This window comes from Acinetobacter sp. BSP-28, from assembly GCF_044130285.1.
Lineage (GTDB): Bacteria > Pseudomonadota > Gammaproteobacteria > Pseudomonadales > Moraxellaceae > Acinetobacter.
The window spans coordinates 18,727-39,516 of sequence record NZ_JBIQOB010000007.1 but is presented as its reverse complement, the minus strand read 5'-3'; the positions used below and the strand labels follow the sequence as shown (position 1 = coordinate 39,516).

The window sequence follows — 20,790 nt, the reverse complement described above, 5'->3', positions numbered from 1 at the left end:
TATGAAAGATTTCATAAAGCCACAATCTAAAGAAAAAACGATTGCGCTTGGATTTACCATTGGTGTCCATGTGGTGGCATTGACTGGCTTACTTTTTCTAGGCATGAGTAAACCGGTCGAACCACCCAAACAAATCAAAATGGTTTTAATTAAACCGGAAGATTTAAAACCTGTGACGCATGAAGTAACAGAGTTTGATGAAACAGCAGACAAAAATATCGCTGAACAGATTATTCAAACGGCTGAACCAAGTGTTGAACCAGCTCCTGTCATTCCAGTTGCCCCACCTATTCCAGCACCAGCAACACCTGATAGCAATAAAGCTGCACAGCAAGCAAAGGCTGCTGCTGAAGCGATGCAAAAAACTGAACAGCAAGCTGCTGAAAATGCTAAAGTTGCCGAAGCAAATAAGTTAAAAGCCCAAGCTGAGGCAGCTAACAAAGCTAAGGCGGATGCTGCCGAGAAAGCCAAGGCAGATGCCGCAGCAAGAGCCAAAGCCGACGCTACTGCAAAAGCCGAAGCAGATGCCAAACGTAAAGTAGATCAGGCTGAACGCGCTAAAGCAGAAAAAGTAAAAGCGGATGCATTAAGAAAAGCGGAAGCTGATAAACAGCGCGCTGAAGCAGCCGCAAAAGCCAAAGTAGATGCAGCTAACAAAGCCAAAGCTGACGCTGCTGCAAAAGCTAAAGCAGATGCTGTCGTAAAAGCTAAGGCAGATGCTGCTAACAAAGCCAAAGCTGACGCTGCTGCAAAAGCTAAAGCAGATGCTGTCGTAAAAGCTAAGGCAGATGCTGCTAACAAAGCCAAAGCCGATGCAGCCAATAAAGCCAAAGCCGATGCAGCCAATAAAGCCAAAGCGGACGCTGCTGCGAAGGTGAAAGCAGATGCAGAAGCCCGTGAACGTGCAGCCGAAGAAGCCAAGGCATCAGCTGCGAAACAAGCCGCAGAAGAAGCTGCAACCAAAAGGGCTGAAGTAAAGAAAATTGCATCAACAGCAAAACGTGATTTTGAAAATAAAATCAAACGTGCATGGGACATCCCTAGTGGTTCATCAGGTCAAAAAGCCACTGCCCGTGTCACTTTAAGTGATAGTGGATCGGTTCAGTCGGTCATTGTCAACTCGAGTGATCCTGACATGAAAGCCAGTGTAGAAGCTGCGGTTCGGGCAGCTGCACCTTATCCGATGCCTTCTGATCCAGATGCACGACGTGAAGCAAGAACATTTACTTCAAGCTTTACGGCAAGATAACCAAAAGCCGCATCAAATTCTGATTGATGTGGCTTTTTTTGCCATTTAAACTAGCCATTCGATAAAAACAGATAAAATTTTATTCACTTTTCACAGTCTTATAACATTTTAGTCATCATGGTGTGCTTCCAATCATTCAAAATCATGCCATTATGTGACACAAGCAAATTCACAATAATTTATATCTTTTAGAGTACGTAGCAGATGATGGAAATGACGCGTAAACATCTACTTTGCCTGACCATTTTGACCGCTTTAAGCCCAGTATTAGCCACGCAATCCTATGCACAATTGCATCTGGAAATTGCCAAGGCACCTGAAGAAGCGCCCAAAATTGCCATTATTCCGTTTAATAATGATCAAAGTCTTTATCCAATCGTCGAAAATGACCTGAACCGTTCTGGTAAATTTTCCAGCGCCTCAAAAAATCTCCCTGCAACAGCCAGCATGAATAATCCAAATGCAGAGGCATGGAAATCTGCGGGTGTACCCTATGTGGTCACAGGCACGGTAAAAGCGACCGACAATGGCAGTTTCGAAGTTCATTATCAGCTCTATGATATCGAAAAACAGCAATATCTATTAAATGAATTATTGACTGTACCTGCTTCACGTATTCGTCAGGCGGGTCACATGATTAGTGATGCCATTTATCAGGCATTGACCGGTATTCCAGGCGATTTCAGCGGTCGTATTGCCTATGTACTGCGTAATCCTGCAACACCGGAACAGCGCTATACCCTGCAAATTGCCGATACCGATGGTGAACAGCCAAAAACTATTCTGACTTCCCGTGATCCAATCCTGTCACCGGCCTGGACACCGGACGCGAAAAAAATTGCCTACGTTTCGTTTGAAACCAAACGTCCAGCCATTTATGTGCAGGATTTAGCTACAGGAAAACGTGAAAAACTGGCCAGCTTCCGTGGTTTAAATGGTGCACCTAGCTTCTCACCGGATGGCAAGAGCATGCTATTCACAGCCTCTATGCATGGCAATCCTGAAATCTATCAAATGAATCTAGATACGCGTGAACTACAGCGTATGACCAATGACAGTGCGATTGACACAGAAGCACGTTATGCTCCAGATGGTAAATCATTTATTTTCACCTCTGACCGCGGCGGTTCACCACAGATTTATAGCTATAATTTTGCCAATACTTCAGCCAAACGTCTGACCTTCCGTGGCGCATTTAATGCCCGTGGTACATTAAGTGCAGATGGCAAAAAAATTGCACTGGTACATCGTCCAAGTGGTAGCAACTATAAAGTGGCGATTCAGGATATCAATACCGGCATTACCAACATTCTAACCTCCACCAGTCTGGATGAGTCACCAAGTTTCTCTCCGAATGGTCAAATGGTGGTCTACGCAACCCGTGAAGGCGCTCGTGGTTTATTGTCCATCATGTCACTGGATGGCCGTTTCCGCATGAATTTGCCAAGTGAACAGGGCGAGGTCCGTGAACCGGCCTGGGCACCTAAATAACAATTTAATCTTATTAATCTAAAGTAATGATAATCATGGAGATAAAGATGAAAGCAGTTCAATTATTGGTTCTTCCAGTTCTGGCAACAGCATTGGTCATGACTGGTTGTGCCAGCCGTAAGCCTGTTGCTGAAATTCAGGCAGGACAAAATCCGAGTGAAGCCACTACCGTAAGTACTGAAGGTTTAAGTGAAGATGCAGCCTTGAATGCACAAAACCTGGCAGGTGCATCATCGAAAGGTGTCACTGCTGCCAATAAAGCATTTTTAGCCAAGCGTGTGGTTCACTTTGACTATGACAGCAGTGAACTTTCAAATGAAGACTATCAAACTCTTCAAGCACATGCACAATTCCTGGTGGCCAATGCCAACTCTAAAGTTGCTTTAACAGGTCATACCGATGAACGCGGTACCCGTGAATACAACATGGCTTTAGGTGAACGTCGTGCTAAAGCTGTAGAAAGCTTCCTGATTACCAACGGTGTTGCTACAACCCAATTGGAAGCCGTAAGCTACGGTAAGGAAATGCCGATTAATGCAGGTCATGATGAAAATGCATGGAAAGAAAACCGCCGCGTAGAAATTAACTATGAAGCCGTTCCCCCTCTATTAAAATAAGGGTTCCAATAAAAAAAGCGCTCAATTTGAGCGCTTTTTTTAAGTTTTTTCAGATTCTTTAGACTCTTCTTTCGGATGTTGCATAGATTCGATCAGATCGTGCTTGTTGAATTTTTTGTATTCAGGTTTAGCTTCGTAATCTTTCCACGCTGCTTTCACTTTCTCGTCAGAAATATCATCTAAATTCATAGCTTCATTTGGCGTTGGAGTCGCATCAAACTTTTGCGTTGTCATAACTGTGCTCCTATTACGTTTTCCATAACCTATAGACCTCAACATAGCATTTTCCACAAAACTTACAAGAGTAAAATCACGACAAATAGTCGAGTTTAATTGTTCTTTTGCTGCGTTCTCATCTAAAATAGTTGCCCATATTCTTTTGATAATTTTTTATCATTTTCTAATTGGAGCTTTCCTGTCATGTCATACCTCACCCTTTCCCAATATTTACAACAACAAAACGGGAATCTTACACCTGAATTGGCTCAAGTTATTGAAACAATTGGCAATACATGTAAAGACATCGATCAATTATTGCAAAAAGGTGCTTTGGCTGGCGTTTTAGGTAGTGCACAACACGAAAACGTTCAAGGTGAAGAGCAAAAGAAACTTGATGTTATTTCCAATGACTATTTAATTGATGCTCTAAAAGTTCATCCTCATGTCGGCGGTTTGGCATCAGAAGAACTGGATGATTTCACGCCTGCCCAAGAAAATGGTGAATTCCTTGTTCTGTTTGACCCTCTTGATGGTTCAAGCAACATTGACATTAACATGTGTGTCGGCACAATTTTCTCTATTTTGCCTGCTAAAAATGCAGTAACTCAAGCTGAGGACTTCATGCAAGCTGGCACAAACCAGGCTGCTGCAGGTTATGTGTTGTACGGTCCATCCACCATGATGGCGCTTACTGTAGGTGCTGGTGTTGTATTCTTTACTTTCGACCCTGAAAGCAAAGAGTTCTTGCTTACTAAAGATGCGATTACTATCGCTGCCGATACTAAAGAATATGCCATCAATGCATCTAACCAACGTCATTGGGAAGAACCCGTAAAACGTTATATTGATGAATTACTTGCAGGTAAAACAGGCCCACGTGAAAAAGACTTTAACATGCGTTGGGTGGCTTGTATGGTGGGTGATATTCACCGTATCCTTTGCCGTAGTGGTATCTTTATGTACCCATATGACACTAAAGATCCGAAAAAAGCCGGTCGTCTACGTTTAATGTATGAAGCAAACCCAATGAGTATGCTTATGGAACAGGCGGGTGGTGCATCTACAACAGGTCGTGTACGTATTCTAGAGATTCAGCCAACGGAGCTTCATCAACGTGTACCTGTGGTGATTGGTTCTAAAAATGAAGTTGATCTCGTAACTCGCTACCATAATTAATTTTTTATAACGGAAGTAAGTCCTGATGACTTGCTTCCGTGGATTTCATCTCCCATGCCTACTATTTTTTTAGAATCAAAAGATAATCCTAAAATTAAGCACTTACGCGGCTTAATTGAGCAAAACTCATACCGGAAAAAACAAGGACAAACCGTACTTGAAGGCACTCATTTGTGTTTGGCCTGGTTAGCTGAAGATAGAAAAATAAAATCTATTTTTACCACCGAACAGGCTTTAAGCCATCCTGATTTTGACCGTATTGCTGAGCAATACCAAGGTGCAGTGTTTGTCATTAGTGAATCTCTCTACAAGGACTTAAGCACGCTGGGTACAACTCTGGCTTGTCTTGCGATTGTCGATTTACCTAGTTCCCGCAATGCCCTGGATTTCACAGCAGACACCTTAATTCTGGAAAATATTCAAGATCCAGGCAATGTCGGTACACTACTCCGCTCCGCTGCTGCTGCCGGTATTCGACAAATTGTATGTACTAAAGGTTCAGCATCACTTTGGTCTCCGCGGGTACTTCGCGCAGGAATGGGTGCACATTTTGCCTTGCAGACATATGAAAATGTTGCACTGGAAGATATTCTGGATCAATTTAAGATTCCGGTATATGTGACCAGTTCACATGAATCAGAAAGCTTATATACCAAGGATCTCACCCAATCTTGTGTCTGGATTTTAGGTAACGAAGGTCAAGGTGTTTCTGAATATGCCTTAGCCCATGCACAAGCCGTTTCAATTCCTCAACCCGGCGGACAAGAGTCGTTGAATGTTGCCATTGCAGGATCAGTCTGTTTCTTCGAGATGGTTCGTCAGCGTTTATAAACTGATCTTTCGTTACTTTATTTTAAACATCACTCGTTGATGTTTAAAAATAGATTACACTAGAAAAATAATATTATTTTTGTCAACCAAACCATTATTTCCAACGTTATGTAAGTATGAAAATGGAAATAATGGTGGGTATCCAATGACAGGATTTTCCATCTCTATGGATTCAGCACCGAAACAGTCTCAGTCGGAAAATTTGAGTACTCTGAAGAGTACGGCTGAACAACGCCTGAAGATTTTTATGCAGGATGTGACTGGACGTGCCTTGGTCATGATGGAAAGTGCGACTCAAGGTCAACAAGGCATCGCCATGGATTTAGTGCAAGAAGCATTTATTTCCTTGCACAAAGCCTATGCCGATAAGTCGACTGATGAGTGGTATCCCCTGTTTTACACCATTTTAAATCATAAACTACAAGACTGGCGTAGAAAAGAAGTCCGTCGGGCGCAACCTTTTTCTTTTTTCAAGAAGGTCAGCCTGGATGATGACGATATTGAACTAAATGATATTGTCGATGAAAGTACACCTAGTCCATTCGATTTTCTTGATCAAGCGGTAACTGCCGAAGAAATACAAGAAGCAATTGCTCAGCTTCCCGTTCGGCAGCAACAAGCTTTTATGTTACGCGCTTGGGAAGGTTTTGATACACACACGACTGCACAAATTATGGAATGCAGTGAAGGTAGCGTAAAAACCCATTATCACCGTGCTATTCAAGGTCTCCGAGCTTCTTTAGCGCATTTGAATCCATATCGTGGAGGGTCATCCGAATGAAACAAGATGATTTCTTAAAACAAGTTACTTCCAAACTCGATGGACTCGCACAACATCACAAAGCTAAACCTGTTGTGATGAATCATGTCATTGAAGAAATTCAAGCACGAGAAACATCCCGTTATGGGCTTTGGAAAATGTCAGGCTTTGCTCTTGCCGCAGCAATTGCTGGATTCGTGGTGTTGCCAAACTCCATTGAAATGTCAACAAAACCTCAAAATCAGGTTGTGGTTACTCCAAAACTATCGCCGCAAATGGTGGAAGATTTGGAAATGTTAATGGTTTTAGGTGAGGATAAGGTTCCACATGGCAGCTAAAAAATTAGCATTTGCTTTTTGTGCACTCGGATTTTTACAAACCAGTTTTGCTGGTTTCGAACGTTTTTGGATTTTTTCCAAAGATGCTGACACACAAGTTGCAGAAACCTGGGAAACATTATCCGATAGTGAACAACGCGCACTCATCCAACGCTACCAATCGCTTAAAGAAATACCTGAGGCCCAAGGCACAACTTTACAGCAACGTATGGATTGGTTTACCCAGCTTCCAGAGCAAGAAAAACAAAAAATGCGTGAAACCTGGCAAAAAATGAGTAGTCAAGAACGTAAAGAACTGGGTATTCGTATGCAAAAGGCGACACCTGAAGAGCGTCCCCTCATTCGTGAAGAATATATCAGTAAATATTTACAACCCCAAACGATAACCAGTCATTAATAATTTGATTTTATCGCAAAAGATTAAAATCAAAAAAAGCCGCTGAAGTCAGCGGCTTTTTTTATTTCATTCGATAACGTCGATATAAAGTTAAACCTAGAATAGCAAATACACCATACACACCGAATGACCCACCACCACTCGATGATGAATTGGTATTTTTAGCAGTGTTGTTCAAATAAATAGTCGCAGTATTTGATCCCGATCCATCAGCATCATATATTTTATAAGTCACCGGATAATCAAATTGACTGAAATTATTCTTAACTGCAAAATGCAATTTTCCACCATAACATATACTGCTGGCATCATTACCAGGACAAGGACCCTGGCGTTCTGCTGTCATAGTCAACCCAGCTGGTAATTTTTCAATTTGGATTGGAATCTCTTGACCTTGTTTATTTTGATAAAATGCTGGTTTTGCTACAGGTAAAGTAGAGGTTAGACCATCACCATCATCATGGTCATTTTCTAGAGGATTAACCGTTACTTCTAAATTAGAGCTTGAACTAATAGAATAGATATCATCCTTTGCAACAGGTGTAATATTAATAAAGCTTGCCTGTAAAATCCCTGAAGACTGTTTACCTTCACCACCCTTTTCTTTAAGCGTGTATTTACAATATGCATAATCAGAGGTATTAAGCAATTCACCACGTGTGCGATAGATCATGATCTGTTTAAAATCTGCATTCCATTCGCATTTTAAGTCATCCAGCCCACCTTTTAGCACGGCATTACCATCGGTTACGGTAAGTGTACCAATGCCGTAAGGCTCAACCTCAACGGTATAGTTATCGGTATTTAAACTCTTGATGCGATAATCTTCACCCGATGTATCGCTTACCCGCTCTTCTTTGGGAATCGCTAGTACAAATGGGTCAAAATAAATTGCACGGTATTTTGGGTGCTGCTTGGTATATGCCAACAGGTTTTCGTATTGAGCTAACTCCTCTTTGAAGTCATTGATACTGGTTGAGTTTTTAACTCCTGCTTCAATTAATCCCTTAAGCTCGTCAATATTGGACTGATAAAATTCCAATAAACTAATAATCGAGCTATTTTTTAAATCTGTAATATCTATAGCGGATAGATTCCTACGTTCAACCGAACCAATATCGCAACTATTCTTTTTGCTTGGTTCAAGTTGTAGAACCGTATCTAAAAGACGTGCTAAACCACGCTGATCATAATCACTACAACCTGAACGATTGACATCAATTAAATCTGCCGCACTTTGATTATCTCTTGGATAATATAAAGGCAAGAACATATTATAGGCTGATGATTCTGTCATCTTGGACAGTAAGCTAGAAAAACTGGTGCTAGAAACATCTAAATTTTTTGCACTTTCAACCGTAGGGTCTAAAGCAATTTTAGGTAACACACATTGATCTACACCTGTCGCCAGGTTCAGGGCATTATTGCTTGCAACAAAGATCATTTTTTCACTCGGAACACCATTATCCAAGTTATAACGACAAGATTTATCCGAATTATTAAAAGCTAGAATATTGAATGCGAAAACTTTGGCTCCCGATTGATCATATAAAAAGGTACTGTAGGCCGAATTTTCTACGATCGTATTGCTAATAGCTGTTAAAGTTGAATAAGGACTCAAACGATCTAAACCGTCGCTTACTGCCCGTAAAATGCTACCATTGCTTGAATTTGCTATATTTTGTGCAATCGTATTCGCAGATAAGTTTATATTTGCAACACCACAAAAATCTAATGTACTGCTACTTGCGATCGAACCATTTTGAATAATACTGCTTTGAGAAATGGTTACCGCAGGTTTTGTATCTCCTAGATTGCCATAACAATCCATTGCAATAACACTGCCTTTATTGGCCTGGTTACCCTGAATTAAGCTGTTACTTATCTTGACTTCTTTTTCAATATTTTGCGCAATATTATAAATTGCACCACCAGCAATATCTGCCTTCGAATTTAGAATTGCACCTTTATTGAAGCTTAAACTGCCACCGAGCAGTAATGCCCCACCCCGACCATTTTCCGCATAACCTTTTTCAAGTTGAATATCATTGAGCGTTAGACTACTTTCACTTTTACTGGTATTAAAAAGTCTTGAACGATTTTCACCACTAATAATCGTTTTGATCTGCTCAAATGCAGGATATTTTTGCGTCAGTTTATCTTTTTCATCATAGTTAAAACGTGAAACGCCACTAATCACCAAAGCAGATTCCGGCACGAGCTCTGAACTTAATTTATATGTGCCGGTTTCTAGTTGAATCTTATCGGCTACACCATTAAGTGTATTTCCAGCTGTACAACCACCATATCCTATATTTTTTTTCGCAGTAATGATTGCTTCACGCAATGAACATGCATTGCTGTTCTCACCATTTTCATCTGCAAATGTTGTGACTTTAATGGTTTTATCCTCCGCTGCCATTAATGACATAGCGGATAAAACCATAACGCAGAGCAATCCTTTTTTATAATTGTGCATTACTTTTCCCTATTTTTTATTTTTTATAATGACGTAGACCAAGCAGACTTAATAAAGCCAATAAATTCAACAGCCCGAATGCCCCACCTGATGTTTTGACGCTCTTGCTATCCATAGCATTGTTTTGTTCTTGCACCATATTTGCACTAAGCACCAGATATTTTTTATTTTCATTAAAACGTGTAGAAGATGTAACGACACGCAGTTCAAAAATATCCGCACCGCGCCAACTACCATTTGGCGTGTAAATCAAATTACCATCAATATCTAAAGTCAGTGTACCTTTGCTCTTCGTTAAGGTTTGATCAACATATACACAACCATCTTGCCATTGTTCACCCTCAGGATGTTTGCCCAATAGTGCTTCACATTTTTCTTTCGGATATAAGTCACTGTCACCCAAATATTGCAGGATATTGATTTTCGCTGTTTCACCAACTTTTAAATCTTGACCAATACGTGCAATAGTAGTGGGTACAATAATTTCAATAGCACCGCGGTCACACCAACTATTATCATTGGTTCGGCTCTTTTCACGCTGATCCAATCCTTCACAGATCACTTGTTTATGCCCAGTGTTTAAATCGACACGCCCTTTATTTAAAATGAGCGTATCAAACATGTTACTTGCACTAAGTAAAATACGTGGCCGTATATATCCTAAAAAGGCATCCTTCGGTGTTGCATAAGGACAAAGTAAGGCTTCTTGGTCTGCAATGAGTGATTTGCAACTGCCCTCACTACTGTCTCCTGCAAAGACTTTATTTCCAGTCCAAAATTCATTCGGATAATTAACATCCCCACTTGTACATTCAGAGCTAACCAAGTTGTTTTGCAAAATACTTTTATCATCGCTACTAAATTGGCAATTACCATTTGTTCCGGCTGGATTACCAATTACAATACTGTTAGCCATATAGCCTTGAGCATTTGGTGCTTCAAATTGCACCCCTGCGGTATTTCCAACAATGGTGAGGTTATTTAAGCCTATCCCATCCCGAATATTCACAGCATAGCCCGTGTTATTCACAAAGGTACTGTTGGTAATCATATTTATAGTAGAAGGAAAGGTCAGTTTAGAGGGATCTACAATATTCTTTTCGCTAAAAACATTGGCAGTGCCCGAAGTGGTTTTATTATTTTTAAAAACAACATTCGTGATGGTGAAATTTGGACGTTGGCTGTATAAAACACCACCACTCATCGCCTGGTTATTTTCAATCAAACTATTACTAATCGATACACGACTACTATATATGTCGTCATCGGGATACTCACCTACGTTATAAATAGCTCCCCCTAAATGCGCTATTCCTCCCGTGAATTTTACATATTTTAAGACCAGGTTTTCATTATTATATAAAATACCGCCGCGATCGGCACAGACACTCTTTTGACAGCCTTCAAGACTGACTTCTTGTATGTTTACCGTAACTCGCTCTTTGGCATTGTCATCAATATTAAAAATTTGATCTTGGCCTATCATACGAATAATGGCGTTATTTAAACCGGCAACAGCAGTTTCACTGACGTTGGTTTCATAATAAGTTTTTAAATTCAGTGCTGATGTAATATTAATTTTACTTGTCAGAGTATAGACTTTTAATTTATCTAAAAGAATAGTGGAGGTAGAGTTTGCTCCGCCACAGCCCAAATGACCTGCTTCAGGTAACCCCTGATTAACGTATTCTATTGCTTCACGTAATGAACATTCCTTGTCATTTTTTCTAGTATCTTCAGTCGTATTTACGATAATGTCGGCACTATAAGCATGTCCTGCAAAGCATAACATCCCTATACCTATGCTCCGTTTGAGCATATTACTCTCCTTATATTCTTTAATTTTTTTTATTCTTTAGTTGCAATATCCCTGCAACATCGAACTATTTTGCTGTACTTTGTCACAGCTTGAACAATTTCTCAAGATTTTTTATTGTTTACCGATATTCATCAATTAAGGCATAAATTTGTCTTAAATTGGCATGACTGATTCTGGTTTTCTCCCCTTTTAACAGTTGAATAAGCTGTTCTAAAGTTTGCAGTAAAACCGAAGTTTGATGAGGTCCATGGGCCAATAAATAATCGATAATCTGCTGGTCAATATGAATTCCCCGACGCGACAACACCGAGTTTACCAATGCATAACGGTCAGCATATAAACTCCCCGAGGGTACCTTCACACTGACTGCCTGGGTCAAGCGTGACTGTAAATCTGGAAGCTCAAGTTTCAATTCAATAGGAGCCATACGGGACGAAAAAACCAGCTGCCCGCCCCCTTCATTATTGTAATTAATTAAGTGAAAAACTGCTTTTTGCCAATGGGGAACACCGCTAATCGCTTCAATATCATCGAGTGCTACCAGATCATATTGATCTAATGAGGTAATTGCTTCAGTAGGCGCATCCAGCAATTCAAGCAGTGAAACCTGAATTGCAGACTTGCCAATTTCCAGATAGGAATCACAAATAGCAGAAAGCAAATGACTCTTGCCAGATCCCGCCCCACCATAGACATAGAAGCGGTTCATTAAACCGGCATGTAGTTGTCGAACTGCATCGATCACATGCCCCCATCCCGGCCCAGAAAAATCGCTAATTCTGGCATCCAGTTGAGGTTCAATATCGAGTTGCAGTTGACGCATATATAAGCTTTAACCTTAAGGTTCTTTATTGTCTATCAGTTCAATCTTACTCGATTTTTCAGCATCTTGCAGATTTTTTGCTGGATGATTTTTTAGCTCAACTTCCACATCCATTTGCTCGCTTTCAATTGAAACCGATCCTATATCTGTACTCTGTATTACCACTTGAGGTTGTCTATAAATACGGCTCTTTTCATAACACTCTCGTGCGTGACGCAACAGGACAACGATGATGGCAGCTACAGGCAAAGCAATCAGCATTCCCAAGAAGCCGGCCAGCTGAGCACCCGCCAATACTGCAAATACTACAGCAACTGGTGATAGGCCAATTTTATCACCTAACAGGAAAGGTTGAAGAATATAACCTTCTACCATCTGCCCCACCATGAACACCACAACCACCAAGGCAAGATGGGTCCAGTCCAGACCAAATTGAAATAGTGTTGCGATCACAGCGGCAATAATCCCCACTGCAAAACCCAGATAAGGAATAATACTGGCCAGACCTGCAATCATGCCAATAATCAGACCGACTTCAAGTCCAATCATTTGCAAACCCACTGCATAGACCACGCCCAGCAAGAACATCACCAAAAATTGACCTTTAACAAAAGCACCTAAAACACTGTGACATTCACTGACAATATTCAAAGTTGCCTTTTCATAAGGACGTGGAATCAATCTACGGAAACTGTCCAGCATGCGGTCCCAATCCAGCAGGAAATAGAAGGCAATAATTGGAATTAATATTATTGTTCCACCAATTTGAATAAAATTCAGACCAGACTGCGCAACCTTCAGCACAACCGCCTGAATACTGTCTGCACTATAATTGGTTTGAATGTAGTCCATAATGGCTGAGGACATCTGCTCGGTATCAATTTCCATTGGCACCAAATTAAATGTATGCGACAACCAAGGCAGGAAAGTATAGTTCACCCAGTGAATGCCTGCAGGAATACTGGTTTTTGCATACATCAGCTGTTTCCAGACCAGTGGAGCCAGATACCACATTGCCCAAGTCAATACCACTCCAATCCCTATAAACACCACACTAATCGACAACCAACGCGGCAAACCGATACGATGTAACTTATCTACTAAAGGACTAAACAAATAGGCAATTAAAAATGCCCCTATGAAGGGTAATACCACCGGTTTAAGCAGATACAGAACCCAAAGGATAAATGCGATTGCTGCAAGTATAAAAATGCGTCGTGAAGTGCGATCGACCATAGAAACTCGCCTTTTTTCGGTTTATTTGTTCTAGACAGTAAAATATTTTAATAAAGATAGCATTTTAGCGCATAAATAACATAAGAGTTTCGTATATTCGGGTATAATCGCGGCGCGAATGCGGAGACTTCATTATGAGCAACTCAACTTCCCCTAACACTGGTTTAAGCTATAAAGATGCGGGTGTCGACATTGAAGCGGGCGACGCACTAGTCGATCGTATCAAATCTGTCGCAAAACGTACTTCTCGTCCTGAAGTAATGGGCGGACTAGGCGGCTTCGGCGCACTTTGTAAAATCCCTAAAGGTTATGAAGAACCTGTTCTCGTATCTGGCACAGATGGTGTTGGTACAAAATTACGTTTGGCATTGAATTTGAACCGTCATGACACAATTGGTCAGGACTTGGTAGCAATGTGTGTCAACGATCTTCTTGTATGTGGTGCAGAACCATTATTCTTCCTCGATTACTATGCGACAGGTCACTTGAATGTTGACGTAGCAGCAAACGTAGTAACTGGTATCGGTAAAGGTTGTGAGCTTGCTGGCTGTGCATTGGTTGGCGGTGAAACTGCTGAAATGCCAGGCATGTATGAAGGTGAAGATTACGATCTTGCAGGTTTCTGCGTAGGTGTAGTTGAACAAAGCAAAATTATTGATGGCTCAAAAGTTAAAGCTGGTGACGTTTTAATTGGTGTTGCATCATCTGGTGCCCACTCAAATGGTTACTCTTTACTTCGTAAAGTTTTAGACGTTAAAAACGTTGATCTTACTCAAATTGTAGATGGTCGCCCACTTGCTGATACAGCAATGGAACCAACCCGTATTTACGTTAAACCGATTCTGGAATTGCTTAAACAGGTTGATGTGCATGCTATGGCACACATCACGGGTGGTGGTTTACCAGGTAACTTGCCTCGCGTACTTCCAAACGGTGCTCAAGCTATTGTTAATGAAGCTTCTTGGCAATGGCCAGAATTGTTCAAACTACTTCAAAAAGAAGGTGGTGTTGAGCAATTCGAAATGTACCGTACATTTAACTGTGGCGTAGGTATGGTACTTGTTGTTGATGCAAGCGAAGCTGACAAAACTGTTGAATTGTTAACAAGCCTTGGTGAAAAAGCATGGACGATGGGTCATATCCAGGACAATGCTGAATCAGTTGAAGGCGCTGATGAAAAGATTCGCGTAATCTTTGCTTAAGAACTGCACATGATCAAAATTGCTGTCCTTGTTTCAGGTAGTGGAAGTAATCTGCAAGCTCTGATTGATGCCAATCTTTCAGGTCAAATTGTCGGGGTGATTTCCAATAAACCTGAAGCATATGCTTTAGAACGTGCTGAAAAAGCGGGGATTAAAACCGCCGTTATTGAACACAAGCAATATCCTAACCGTGAAGCCTTTGATGATGTGATGCATCAACAATTACTTGATTGGGATGTTGATCTGGTCGTACTTGCAGGCTTTATGCGCATCTTGAGTGCCAAGTTTGTCAAAGCCTGGGAAGGGAAAATGCTCAACATTCACCCGTCCCTGCTGCCGTACTACAAAGGCATGCATACCCATCAACGTGTACTTAACACTGGTGATGTACTACATGGCTGTACGGTTCACTATGTCACTGCTGAACTGGATGCAGGTCAGGCACTTGCACAAGGTGTGCTGAAAGTAAATCTGCATGATAATGCTATTTCTTTAGCAAATCGTGTTCATGTACTTGAACATTTAATCTACCCGCAAGTTGTGGAATGGATTTGTACAGGCGCAGTTCAGCATAGCGAACACGGTGTGCTTTATCGTGGTCAGACAATGAAAGAACCTGTGCAATTCTGTAAGTTTTAAAGATTGTTACATTATAAAAAAACGCATCTTCGGATGCGTTTTTTTATTGCTTATTTTTTACTCAAAAACCGACACAGAAATTACGCTGACTGCTGTTGAATCAATTGCTTAATTAATTCTACGGTCTCTAGCGGCTTTTCAAGTGGAAACATATGACTTCCCGGAACAACCGTATACGGAATACCAAACTTCTTTTTCGCTATTTGCGGAAAGCCACGCCCAATAAATGGCCCTTTTTCTGCAATCAGCTGTTGAACTGGCACCTGAAGTTTCGTCTGCGGTAGCCACCATAACGATGGATTGGTTCTAAAGATATTCACCTCATCCATTTTGGAAATGGTCAACTCCACACCGCCTCGCACCTTGTCTTCCGTTAAAGCATGGTCGATATAGGCTTGGAAACAGGTTTCATCAAAGTATTGATAAAAGCCTTTAGAACGCAGCAGTTCAGCTGCCTGTTCACGACTTTCCCAATGATCTCTGCGACGTAAGGATAAAGATGCCGGCGACATCTTATCTACGGCTTTCAGCTTGAAGGTTTTAGCCACATGCAGAGCAAATGCTTCTTTCCCCATAATTAACGGTGGATCAATCATAATGACCTGTTCAAACAGATCAGGACGCTTTAAGGCTGCCTGAAAAGTCAGCACTGATCCCAAAGAATGACCAAGACCAATCACTTTGCGTCCATTGGCTTGACGCACAATACTGTCTATCACCTGATTGGTCAGACTGTGCCAGTGATTGTCTATGGGATAACGCTTGTCCGGACCAAGCAAGGGCACATAAATAATGTCATATTCATCTTTCAGTCCATCAAATAATTTTTGATAAACCTTCGATGGCACGCCATTGGCGTGCGCAAAGTGGATTACTGGTTTCATTGCAGTTTTGTCGTTTGTTCAGATTGGACTTGCTGTGAAATAGAGCTGGCAAAACCCTGTCCAATTGAACTTCCCATACGTCCTAGTACTGAATCGAAAGGATTATATTCAATGGTATAATTCACCGCTTTTTCCAGTTTCAGTTCTCGTTTCAAACTATTTAAACTGCCGGTACGGTCTGCAATACCCAGTTTCACAGCCTGTTCACCAGTCCAGAACAAACCTGAGAAAATTGCAGGATCATTCGACTTCAATTTTTTACCACGGCCCTGTTTCACGGCATTGATAAAGTGTTCATGCACATTATCCAAAACCCCTTGTACATGGGCTTTTTGAGCAGGATCTACTGGCTGTGTCATTGATAAAAGTGCTTTGTTTTCGCCAGATGTCATAGTACGGTCTTCAACACCTAATTTCTGCATCAAGCCATTTACCCCATAGTTTGGCATGATCACACCAATAGAACCCACCAGACTGGATGGATTGACAATGATCTCATCTGCTGCTGAAGCAATATAGTAAGCACCTGAGGCACCGGTATCACCAATGATTGCATACAGTTTTTTGTCTGCATGAGCTTTTTTCAAATATTGAATTTCCTGCCAGATTTCATCAGATTGAACAGGTGACCCACCTGGTGAATTAATATTTAAAACCACAGCTTTACTTTGTTTATTTTCAAAGGCTTTCTTGAGTGCCTTAACTGTATCCGTGCTATTTACACTTTGCTTGTCTGCAGCAATAGTACCAATAATATCGACTACGGCAATATGCGAACTGGTCGTTGCCGTTGGATCTGTCGTAGATGTACTGCAGCTTTTAGCCATGAGTACCAAAATAAAAAGAATATAAGCAAAAGTTAGAAATTTAAAAAAGATGCCCCAACGACGCGCACGGCGCTGCTCTTCTACAGAAGCTAAAACGGCTTTTTCTAAAATATGCCATTCTTTGCCAGTTATATTTTGCGAATTATGTTGTGTATTTTGAATTTCATTTTCTGGTTTTGGTGGCCAATCGGACATGGAAAACAATCCACTGTTGAGTTAAATTGGACTCATTATATACACTGATCGGGTTAAATCTGTCTAAATTATCTGTTTTCCCTTATAATAAATTTATCTTTTCCATTCATGATGCAATTGACAATAAAACAATGACCGATCGAAGCTCCCAGAATACAACATATCGTCTTTTGCAGTTTATTAGCCGACAACCTATTCAAATTTCTCGATTTATAGCTCGTAGTTTAGCTGGTCTTGTCAATGCTCTTAAAATTTCCAAAACTTCAGAAACCATTCGGTTGAATTTAAATATTGCGCTGCCTGAACTGAGCGATGCAGAACGGGAAAAAATTACGGCTCAAGCCATCCGTAATGAACTGATCTCTTATTTTGAGTTCTTCAGTATCTGGGGTTCCAGCAATGAAGCCAATCTTGCACGCATTCACAAAGTACATGGTAAGCAGCTGCTTCTGGATGCACTTGCAGAGAACAAAGGTGTGGTTTTAATTGTTCCACATTTTGGTACCTGGGAAATCATGAATGCCTATCTTGCCCAATTTACCAAAATGACCATCATGTACAAACCGGTAAAAAATGAAGCAGCCGACCTGTTTGTCCGTAACGCGCGCAGTCGCGAACAGGCAACTTTAGTGCCTACCGATGATTCCGGAGTTCGTCAGATTTTTAAGGCCTTAAAACAGGGTGGTACGACGGTTATTTTGCCAGACCATACTCCAAACGTTGGCGGAGAAATGATTCCTTATTTTGGACTACCCTTGGCCACTAGTAATTTAAGTGCCAAACTGATTCAAAAAACCAAAGCCAAAACATTGTTTTTATATGCACTGCGTAATGATGACCAGGGTTTTGATTTACATATTGAAGCGATTGACGAACGCATTTATACGGTCGATCCCAATCAGGGTACAGGCATTATTTTTCACGCCATTGAAAACCTGATCCGCCGTTATCCTGAACATTACCATTGGAGCTATAAACGCTTTAAAGCCAATCCTGAATTGGATGGACTGTATTATCTCAATAAAACAGAGGCCTTAGAACTGGTTGCTAAAGTCCGTGCAGAGACTGCAGCTCAAAATACAGCAATTCCAGTAGAAAATGATCAGGTCGTCTTATAATTAAGCATCATGATTTAAGCCTTGCTGCTGCACGTTTTAACCATTGCCTTTGTTCACGCACATAATGTAAGTGCATCTGTCCATTGGCCTGTCTGTTAAATTGAATACTGCCTTGCTCTACTGTGCTCAATACAGGAATATCCAGCTGCTGTAGACGCTGCAGTGTCATTTGACTTGGATGTCCATAACGATTATGAAAGCCTGCCGATGCGATCACGACTTTCGGTTTTAATTGCTCTAAAAAAGCATAAGCTGAACTATGCCGACTGCCATGATGTCCCAAAACCAGCACGTCGACTTTTAAATCCGGATAATCCTGCAGAATTTGATATTCGGTTTGCCAGCCGGCATCTCCCATCAGTAAAAAATTTTGATAGGGTTGGGCATTTTTTACCTGTAAATAAATCACACAGGACATTTCATTTTTCTCAGCTTTGGCATAGGTCAAATTTTCGGCTTTAGGTGACAACACGGTCATTTTAACGCGATCACTCCACTGCCAGTTTTGCCCTTGATGACAATAATCAAACTGGCTGGAATCAGCGACTTCAAGCTGTTCATTTGAATAGACTTGCTTGATGGGTAACTGATGTTTGATCGACTCATAGCCCCCTTTATGATCCTGATCTAAATGGGTCAAAATCAGCTGATCCAATTGATCCACGCCCTTCACCAATAAAAAGGGCAAAATGATTTGCTTACCGATGCTAAATTTACTTTCATCATAATTTCCACCCATATCAATCATCAATGTTTGGTCTTGATCGCGGACAAAAATCGCCTGTCCTTGCCCAACATCCAATACATTTAACTCAAATTCGTTTTTACTGGCATCCAGGGTGATTAAAGGCATAAAACACAATACTGACCAGGCTTTCGGCAAAACAGGGTGCGGTAAAAACAGAATCATCAAGCCCAAACACATACTGAGCCATACAGCAAAGGTCATGGCAATCGGTTGTAATGTCGGGGCAAACAACCAATCTAAAAGTTGCAGCAACAGCAGCAACGCTACAAGACACAGATCATTAATTTGAAAAACCAGACTCCCCAAAGGTTCAGCAATGAAATAGCATAGCGCTGCAAGCAGATCCAAAGGGACAATTACCAGACCAATCCATGGGATGGCGAATAAATTGCTCAATGGCGTAATCCATGCCATCTGTTTAAAAAACAGCATCATCAGTGGAAATAAAGCCAAAAATATTTTCCACTGCGATTCAATTAAAAGTTTCAGCTGCATTTTGAGATATTGTGTTCTGGTCTTTAGCTCATCCGTGCCACTTTTCTGCTGCACCGTCTGGTAAATGCGTAGCAACACAAAACATGCACCATATGACAGCCAGAACGCGGCTGACAAGATACTAAAAGGATCAAAAATTAACAGGATAGATGCACTAAAAAGCAGAATATTAAGCGGCCTTACCTTTTGTTTGAACAAGACAAATACACTTATTAATAAACAGCTAAACAGTGTTCTTAATGCCGGAATTTCAAAGCCGACAAATGCACAGTACAGTACTACACTCGCGCAAAAAGGCCATATCAGCAGATATTGCTTTGGCCATTTTAAATAGAGCTGTGGTCGATAACGACGAATGAGCTGATGTAAACTCCAACACAGCAGTACGGCAAAAATCAGCACATGCGGTCCAGAGATCGCCAGTAAATGACTCATGCCAAAGCGCTGAAACAGTTGCTCGGTTTCAAAATCAAGTAAACTTTTATCCCCGGTTAATAAAGCCAGCATCAAACCTTTATGCTGCACGGGCTGCTGCTTGATAAAAGACCGTAATGCTAAACGCTGCTGTTCAACCCAAAGCTGAATCTGATTAGAAACAGAATCTTGTTGTCTTAGGTATTGTCCATGTCCCAAAGCAGCTACCTGCTGTGCTGACAACTTTTCTATTGCAGATACTTTAAATCCAGACATGATATTTTGCTGGATATACCATTTCTCCTGATCAAAGACACCCTCAGTGGCATAACTATGGGCAGGTAGAATTTGACCATGCAGACGGTAATATTGACCTAACTCAAGTACTGAAGATGAACTTGTATCTGCTGCATTTTTTAAAAATGCCTGCCATTGCACCACTTCTGTATGGCGGTTCAGTACCTGTATTTTTTGCTGGATGGTCTGATCGCCTTCTTCATTCAGGTTTTTAATATAGACAATCACTTCACCCTGTTCAATCTGCTGCTCTCGAAGCTGTAAACGCTCATTCAGTTGATGATCCGCATAGCTATAGCCCAGTGTGATCCCCAGACTTAGTCCCACACAAAACTGTAAAAGTTTGAAAGATAGAGAATGAATCTGTTTTAAAACAGTCAACTTTAAACAGCATGACAGGATAAAAAGACCAACACAGGGCATCCAGAAGGACTGCAAGATCGGGAAGGTTTGTCCCATTGTGGCAATACCCAGCACCCAGCCGATACATATTATTTGAATCATTGTGATTATAATTTTTTTATTTTTGGCAATAT

The 20,790-nt window shown here is 41.0% G+C and carries 19 protein-coding genes; 11 read left to right on the top strand and 8 right to left on the bottom strand.

Annotated features, from left to right (window positions below):
• The first annotated feature begins 1 nt into the window (after position 1).
• The 3 genes from tolA to pal all read left to right on the top strand — a co-directional run bounded on the left by tolA (position 2) and on the right by pal (position 3,357).
• The gene (gene tolA / locus ACE01R_RS06710) at positions 2–1,249 is read left to right on the top strand and encodes a cell envelope integrity protein TolA (RefSeq protein WP_395549859.1); all 1,248 of its coding nucleotides are present in this window, start codon (positions 2–4) and stop codon (positions 1,247–1,249) included.
• Positions 1,250–1,456: 207 nt separating this feature from the next.
• Positions 1,457–2,740: a Tol-Pal system beta propeller repeat protein TolB gene (gene tolB, locus ACE01R_RS06705; protein ID WP_395550027.1), complete on the top strand. Its 1,284-nt coding sequence runs from the start codon at positions 1,457–1,459 to the stop codon at positions 2,738–2,740.
• 47 nt (positions 2,741–2,787) lie between these two features.
• Positions 2,788–3,357, top strand: a complete 570-nt coding sequence (pal, locus tag ACE01R_RS06700) for a peptidoglycan-associated lipoprotein Pal (protein WP_395549858.1) — start codon at positions 2,788–2,790, stop codon at positions 3,355–3,357.
• A gap of 39 nt (positions 3,358–3,396) precedes the next feature.
• On the opposite strand, the gene ACE01R_RS06695 is transcribed toward pal, so the two are convergent.
• On the bottom strand, positions 3,397–3,591 hold the full coding sequence (locus ACE01R_RS06695; protein WP_395549857.1) for an NF038105 family protein: 195 nt from the start codon (positions 3,589–3,591) through the stop codon (positions 3,397–3,399).
• 186 nt (positions 3,592–3,777) lie between these two features.
• Between ACE01R_RS06695 and ACE01R_RS06690 the strand changes: the two genes are divergently transcribed.
• The 5 genes from ACE01R_RS06690 to ACE01R_RS06670 all read left to right on the top strand — a co-directional run bounded on the left by ACE01R_RS06690 (position 3,778) and on the right by ACE01R_RS06670 (position 7,078).
• Complete coding sequence (locus ACE01R_RS06690; protein ID WP_395549856.1) at positions 3,778–4,752, top strand: class 1 fructose-bisphosphatase; 975 nt, start codon at positions 3,778–3,780, stop codon at positions 4,750–4,752.
• A gap of 54 nt (positions 4,753–4,806) precedes the next feature.
• Entirely contained in the window at positions 4,807–5,583 is a 777-nt protein-coding gene (locus ACE01R_RS06685) for a TrmH family RNA methyltransferase (RefSeq protein WP_395549855.1), read from the top strand.
• 166 nt (positions 5,584–5,749) lie between these two features.
• Positions 5,750–6,364: an RNA polymerase sigma factor gene (locus ACE01R_RS06680; protein WP_395550026.1), complete on the top strand. Its 615-nt coding sequence runs from the start codon at positions 5,750–5,752 to the stop codon at positions 6,362–6,364.
• Positions 6,361–6,681, top strand: a complete 321-nt coding sequence (locus ACE01R_RS06675) for a hypothetical protein (protein WP_395549854.1) — start codon at positions 6,361–6,363, stop codon at positions 6,679–6,681. Before ACE01R_RS06680 ends, ACE01R_RS06675 begins: the two co-directional genes overlap by 4 nt.
• A complete protein-coding gene (locus tag ACE01R_RS06670) occupies positions 6,671–7,078 on the top strand; it encodes a DUF3106 domain-containing protein (protein WP_395549853.1) in 408 nt (135 codons plus the stop codon). Before ACE01R_RS06675 ends, ACE01R_RS06670 begins: the two co-directional genes overlap by 11 nt.
• A gap of 61 nt (positions 7,079–7,139) precedes the next feature.
• Here ACE01R_RS06670 and ACE01R_RS06665 read toward each other — a convergent pair whose 3' ends face one another.
• From ACE01R_RS06665 to cxpE, 4 genes are all read right to left on the bottom strand, one after another.
• Positions 7,140–9,509 carry a CSLREA domain-containing protein gene (locus ACE01R_RS06665; protein WP_395549852.1) on the bottom strand — a complete coding sequence of 790 codons (2,370 nt, stop codon included), beginning with the start codon at positions 9,507–9,509 and terminating at the stop codon, positions 7,140–7,142.
• Between the two features lie 64 nt (positions 9,510–9,573).
• Complete coding sequence (gene rbtA, locus ACE01R_RS06660) at positions 9,574–11,376, bottom strand: rhombotarget A (RefSeq protein WP_395549851.1); 1,803 nt, start codon at positions 11,374–11,376, stop codon at positions 9,574–9,576.
• Between the two features lie 118 nt (positions 11,377–11,494).
• The gene (hda, locus tag ACE01R_RS06655; protein ID WP_395549850.1) at positions 11,495–12,199 is read right to left on the bottom strand and encodes a DnaA regulatory inactivator Hda; all 705 of its coding nucleotides are present in this window, start codon (positions 12,197–12,199) and stop codon (positions 11,495–11,497) included.
• A 15-nt stretch (positions 12,200–12,214) separates the two neighbouring features.
• Positions 12,215–13,435 carry a chloramphenicol efflux transporter CxpE gene (gene cxpE / locus ACE01R_RS06650; RefSeq protein WP_395549849.1) on the bottom strand — a complete coding sequence of 407 codons (1,221 nt, stop codon included), beginning with the start codon at positions 13,433–13,435 and terminating at the stop codon, positions 12,215–12,217.
• Between the two features lie 134 nt (positions 13,436–13,569).
• Here cxpE and purM point away from each other — a divergent pair, with 134 nt between their 5' ends.
• Together purM and purN are read left to right on the top strand one after the other, a co-directional pair.
• Complete coding sequence (gene purM / locus ACE01R_RS06645; RefSeq protein WP_395549848.1) at positions 13,570–14,637, top strand: phosphoribosylformylglycinamidine cyclo-ligase; 1,068 nt, start codon at positions 13,570–13,572, stop codon at positions 14,635–14,637.
• A gap of 9 nt (positions 14,638–14,646) precedes the next feature.
• Positions 14,647–15,276: a phosphoribosylglycinamide formyltransferase gene (purN, locus tag ACE01R_RS06640; RefSeq protein WP_395549847.1), complete on the top strand. Its 630-nt coding sequence runs from the start codon at positions 14,647–14,649 to the stop codon at positions 15,274–15,276.
• An 80-nt stretch (positions 15,277–15,356) separates the two neighbouring features.
• On the opposite strand, the gene ACE01R_RS06635 is transcribed toward purN, so the two are convergent.
• Together ACE01R_RS06635 and sppA are read right to left on the bottom strand one after the other, a co-directional pair.
• Positions 15,357–16,160, bottom strand: a complete 804-nt coding sequence (locus tag ACE01R_RS06635; protein WP_395549846.1) for an alpha/beta fold hydrolase — start codon at positions 16,158–16,160, stop codon at positions 15,357–15,359.
• Complete coding sequence (sppA, locus tag ACE01R_RS06630; protein ID WP_395549845.1) at positions 16,157–17,182, bottom strand: signal peptide peptidase SppA; 1,026 nt, start codon at positions 17,180–17,182, stop codon at positions 16,157–16,159. The genes ACE01R_RS06635 and sppA overlap by 4 nt, the downstream gene beginning before the upstream one ends.
• Before the next feature lie 131 nt (positions 17,183–17,313).
• On the opposite strand from sppA, the gene ACE01R_RS06625 reads away from it, so the two are divergent.
• Complete coding sequence (locus ACE01R_RS06625; RefSeq protein ID WP_395549844.1) at positions 17,314–18,300, top strand: lysophospholipid acyltransferase family protein; 987 nt, start codon at positions 17,314–17,316, stop codon at positions 18,298–18,300.
• A gap of 7 nt (positions 18,301–18,307) precedes the next feature.
• Here the strand turns inward: ACE01R_RS06625 and ACE01R_RS06620 are convergent, their stop codons facing one another.
• Positions 18,308–20,758 (bottom strand): DNA internalization-related competence protein ComEC/Rec2, encoded by a 2,451-nt coding sequence (locus ACE01R_RS06620; protein WP_395549843.1) that lies wholly within the window; start codon positions 20,756–20,758, stop codon positions 18,308–18,310.
• Positions 20,759–20,790: the final 32 nt, after the last annotated feature.